The 5210-nt window shown below is 62.9% G+C and carries 3 protein-coding genes; all 3 read right to left on the bottom strand.

Annotated elements, in window-relative coordinates:
- Window positions 1-237: 237 nt before the first annotated feature.
- Complete coding sequence (locus AC1DUU_RS22265; RefSeq protein WP_476785565.1) at window positions 238-3717, bottom strand: indolepyruvate ferredoxin oxidoreductase family protein; 3480 nt, start codon at window positions 3715-3717, stop codon at window positions 238-240.
- A 222-nt stretch (window positions 3718-3939) separates the two neighbouring features.
- On the bottom strand, window positions 3940-4743 hold the full coding sequence (locus tag AC1DUU_RS22270) for an amino acid ABC transporter ATP-binding protein (protein ID WP_476785566.1): 804 nt from the start codon (window positions 4741-4743) through the stop codon (window positions 3940-3942).
- On the bottom strand, window positions 4740-5210 hold a 471-nt coding region (locus AC1DUU_RS22275; RefSeq protein WP_476785567.1), incomplete at its 5' end, for an amino acid ABC transporter permease. The genes AC1DUU_RS22270 and AC1DUU_RS22275, both read right to left, overlap by 4 nt.

The raw sequence follows: 5210 nt of genomic DNA on the forward strand, positions 1-5210 counted from the left end.
TTATTGCGAACATGTAGACACAGAATTTTTAAGAAGTGAATACACATAATGATGCACTTGTTATTTTATCTGCAAGATAGCTGAGAAGCCCGGTTTTGCGGGCTTTCTAAGGGACTATTGTGCTGCAGCGCACAAGCACACACGAAGCGCTTCAGCGCCCTTGTTTCGGACGCGGAATAGTGCGTTTCTGAAGGTGAATGAACAGCCCGGCCCGTTGCGATCGAGCCGGGGCCGAAACTATTCGGCGGCGATGGCCAATGGGCGCTGGTCGAGGGCCTGTTCAAGCGATGTCCATTTGACACGCGCCAGCTCGAGGTTGCGTTCCTTGACGTGTCCGTATCCGCGAATTTCTTCCGGCACTTCGGCAATCGCTACGGCGGTCGCCAGCTTGTCCGGCGTCAGGCTTGCAAGCAGGCGCTCGACGCGGGCGCGGTATTCCACGATCAGTGCGCGTTCGGTGCGGCGCTCAGTGCTGTAGCCGAACGGATCGAGTGCGGTGCCGCGCAGGCGCTTGAACTTCGCCAGCACCCCGAAGGCGCTCAGCATCCAGGGACCAAAGGTCATCTTGGCCGGTTCGCCGGTGTTGGGATCCTTCTTGGCCAAGAGCGGCGGCGACAGGTGGAAGGTCAGCTTGCCCTTGCCGTCGAAGGTATCGGCCAGCTGCTTGCGGAACGTGCCGTCGGAATAAAGCCGCGCCACCTCGTATTCGTCCTTGTAGGCCATCAGCTTGAACAGGTAGCGGGCGACCGCATCGGAGAGCTTGCCTTCAACACCTGCCACCGACTTTTCGCGGGCGCGCACTTTGGCGACGAAGGCGCGGTATTGACCGGCGTAAGCAGCACTTTGATAGGCGGTGAGGAAAGCCACGCGACGTACCACGGCCTCGTCGAGCGACTGCGACGCAACACGATGGCCAAGCGGTGAGTTGACTTGTGTCCTGGGCAGCAAGGCGTCGACGGCCGCACGGTCCGCAGCTGCAAGACGGCCGAGGCGGAAAGCGGTGCGGTTCATCTCGACCGCCGCGCCGTTGAGCTCAAGGGCCTTGTCGATGCTTGCCGAGGCCAGCGGGATCAGCCCGCGCTGCCAGGCATAACCGACCATGAACAGGTTGGTGCCGATGGAGTCGCCCAGCAACTGCGTGGCGATCTGGGTGGCGGCGATGGTCTCAACCTGATCCGCGCCGGCGATATCCTTGACGACGCCCGCCAACCCAAGTCCCTGGATGCGGAAATTGGGGTCGCGGATGAATGCGCCGGTGATGGTCTCCTCGGAATTGAGCACGACGCGCGTCTTGCCATTGGAGATGGCACTGAGCGCTTCCTTGCCGGCGGCAACCACAAGGTCGCAGCCGAGCACGACGTCGGCCGAGCGCGATGAGATGCGCACCGCATGCAGATCGTTTGGCGTCGGTGCAAAGCGCAGATGCGTCGTCACCGGACCGCCCTTTTGTGCCATGCCGGCCATGTCGAGCGTCGAACAGCCCTTGCCTTCGAGGTGAGCCGCCATGGCGAGGATGGCTCCGATGGTGATGACGCCGGTGCCGCCGACGCCGGTGACCAGCACGTTCCAGGGTGTGGTGAGTTCAAACGGTGCTGGCTCGGCGATCGGCCGGGCGGCAATCGCCCTGGGGTCGATGTTTTTGGGGCGGCGCGGCTTCACGCCCTCGACGGTGACGAAGGACGGGCAAAAACCCTTCACGCAGGAGAAGTCTTCGTTGCAGGACGACTGGTCGATGCGGCGCTTGCGCCCGAATTCGGTGTCGACAGGCGTCACCGACAGGCAGTTCGACTTTTTCGAGCAGTCGCCGCAACCTTCGCAGACCAGCTCGTTGATGATGACGCGGCGTTCGACGCGCGGCTTGGGATCGCGCTTGCGACGGCGGCGCTTTTCGGCGGCACAGGTCTGGTCGTAGACGATGCCCGATACGCCTTCGATCTCACGCAGTTCGCRCTGCACGGCGTCGAGTTCGTCGCGGTGGTGGATGGTGACATTGGCCGCGAACGGCTCCTGGCCGTGGTATTTCTCGATGTCGTCGGAGACCACGGCGATGCGCTCGACGCCTTCGGAACGAAGCTGGTGGGTGATGCGCTGCGGGTTGAGCGTGCCGTCATGGCGCTGGCCGCCGGTCATCGCCGTCGCGTCGTTGAACAGGATCTTGTAGGTGATATTGACCTTGGCTGCGACCGCCGCGCGGATGGCGAGCAGGCCCGAATGGAAATAGGTGCCGTCGCCGAGGTTCTGGAAGATGTGACGTGTCGGCACGAATGGCGCCTGGCCGATCCAGTTGGCCCCTTCCCCGCCCATATGCGTATAGGTCGCGGTGTTGCGGTCCATCGCTTGCGACATCCAGTGGCAGCCGATGCCGGCCAGCGCGCGGCTGCCTTCGGGCACACGCGTCGAGGTGTTGTGCGGGCAGCCCGAGCAGAAATAGGGCGTGCGCTGGACAGGCGCGAGGCTAGCAAGCTTGGCGCCGTCGATGTCGGAGAGCTTGCCGATGCGCTCGATCAACTCGCTGTCTTCGATGAAGGGCAGGATGCGCGCGGCAATCGCCCTGGCAATCTGGATTGCGGTGAGGTCGTCATGCGCCGGCAAGACGATGCGGTTTTCGCCATCACGCTTGCCGAAGATGCGCGGCCGCCGCTCGGCCGGCATGTTGTAGAGGATGTCCTTGACCTGGCCTTCGATCAGCGGGCGCTTTTCCTCAACGATCAGAAGCTCTTCCAGCCCTGATGCAAAGGCTGAGATGCCTTCGGGCTCCAGCGGCCAGACCATGCCGACCTTGTAGACTGAGAGGCCAAGCTCGATGGCGCGCTTTTCGGAGATGCCGAGTTCGTCGAGCGCCTGGCGCACGTCGAGATAAGACTTGCCTGTCGTGACGATGCCGAGGCGACGGCGCGGGCCGCCGAGTGCGACGCGGTCGAAGCGGTTGGCGCGCGCAAAGGCGAGGGCCGCCGGCAGCTTGAGATTGTGGAGGCGCCGTTCCTGCTCCTGCGGGCTGTCGGGCCAGCGAATGCCGAGCCCACCGGCCGGCATCTCAAAATCGCCTGGTGTGTGGAAAGCGATGCGGTCGCTGGCAACAACGATCGAGGCGGAGGAATCGACAGTCTCGGCGATCAGCTTGAGCGCTGTCCAGCAGCCGGAATAGCGCGACAGCGCCCAGCCATAGAGGCCGAAGTCGAGGATTTCCTGCACGCCGGCCGGGTTGAGCACGGGGATCATCGCGTCCATCAGCGCATATTCGCTCTGGTGCGAGGTGGTCGAGGATTTGCAGGTGTGGTCGTCGCCGGCGAGCAGCAGGACGCCCCCAAAAGGCGCAGAGCCTGCGAGATTGCCGTGGCGAAAGGCATCGCCCGAGCGGTCGACGCCGGGGCCCTTGCCATACCACATCGAAAAGACGCCCTGCTTGTTGGCCTTCTCCATCAGATTGATCTGCTGGGTGCCGAGGATGGCGGTCGCGGCGATGTCCTCGTTGAGCCCGGTCTGGAAACGGATCTCATTGGCTTCGGCAAACTTGCGTGCCTGACCGAATGCTTGGTCGATGCCGCCGAGCGGCGAGCCGCGATAGCCGGTGACGAAGCCCGCCGTGTCGAGGCCGGCGGCGCGGTCAATCCGGCGCTGCACCATCGGCAGGCGCACCAGCGCCTGGGTGCCGGTCACGAAAATGCGCCCGTCGTCCAGCAGGTACTTGTCGTCGAGCGAAACTGCCGGATCGGCCATCTGGATCTCCTGGACTCCGCCCGGGCACGGCCAGAACGGAACTGACATGCGAGAGCAAGTTTGCTCTCTTGTCTATCCATTACTGTATACACATTGGTCCGTCAATCGATGTCGAGCAGGCAACCGCAATGCGACGGCACTCTTTTAACGCACGCGAGCCTACAAAAAGGGCCCGGCATATGCCGAGCCCTTTTCCGTTTTCCAGCAGTTGACGCTGCCGCTTCACAGCACGTGAGACAAAAACTCCCGTGTGCGCGGCGATTGCGGGTTGGCGATCATTTCCCTGGGTTCACCGCGCTCCTCGACGACTCCGCGATCCATGAAGATCAGCTGGTCGCCGACTTCGCGGGCAAAGCCGATCTCGTGGGTGACGACGACCATCGTCATGCCGCTTTCGGCCAGATCGCGCATGACCACCAGCACTTCGCCGACAAGTTCCGGATCGAGCGCCGAGGTCGGCTCGTCGAACAGCAGAACCTTGGGGTTCATCGCCAGCGCGCGGGCGATCGCCACGCGCTGCTGTTGTCCGCCGGAGAGCTGGCGGGGATAGGCGTCGGCTTTGGCCGAAAGCCCGACACGTTCGAGCAGTGCGTAGGCCTTGTCCTTGGCTTCGGCCTTGGACAAGCCCTTTACCATGATGGGCGCCTCGATCAGGTTTTCGAGCGCTGTCATGTGCGAAAACAGGTTGAACGACTGGAACACCATGCCGATGTCGGCGCGACGCTGGCACAGGAGCTTGTTGTTGACCTCGTAGAGCTTGCCGTGACGCAAATCGTAGCCGACGAACTCGCCGTCGACCAGAAGCACGCCGCCGCTGACCTCTTCGAGATGGTTGATGCAGCGCAGGAAGGTGCTCTTGCCCGAGCCCGACGGGCCGATGACGCAGGCGACCGAACCGGTTGGGACGTTGAGGTCGATGCCTTTCAGCACTTCGACAGCGCCAAAGGATTTGCGCACGCCGCGCGCAAACACCATGGAGTTTTGGGGAACGCCGAAGCGGGCCTGGTTTTCTGCTTTCGATGTCATGCTGGCTGTGCCACCCGTCCGAACCTGAAGGCGCGCTTGAGCATCCCGCCCATCGACACGCCCTGCTGCTGGTCGCTCTTGCCGTAATACTGCTCGATATAGTGCTGGCCGATCGACAGGATGGTGACGACGAACAGGTACCAGAACGCCACCACGATCAGCAGCGGGATGGTCTCGAAGGTCCGGGCATAGATGCTCTGCGCCGCATAAAGCAGGTCGTTGACGGCGATGATGGTCACGAGCGACGTGGTCTTCAGCAGATTGATCGTTTCGTTGCCGGTCGGCGGAACGATGAACCGCATTGCCTGGGGCAGCGTGATGCGGCGCAGGATCAGCCGGTGGTTCATGCCGAGGCTGCCGGCGGCTTCGGTCTGGCCTGATGCCACTGAATTGATGCCAGCGCGTACGATCTCGGCCATGTAGCCGGCTTCATGCAGCGACAGAGCGATGACGGCAGCGACGAAGGG

The sequence above is a fragment of the Aminobacter sp. P4_H6_2 genome, from assembly GCF_056400805.1.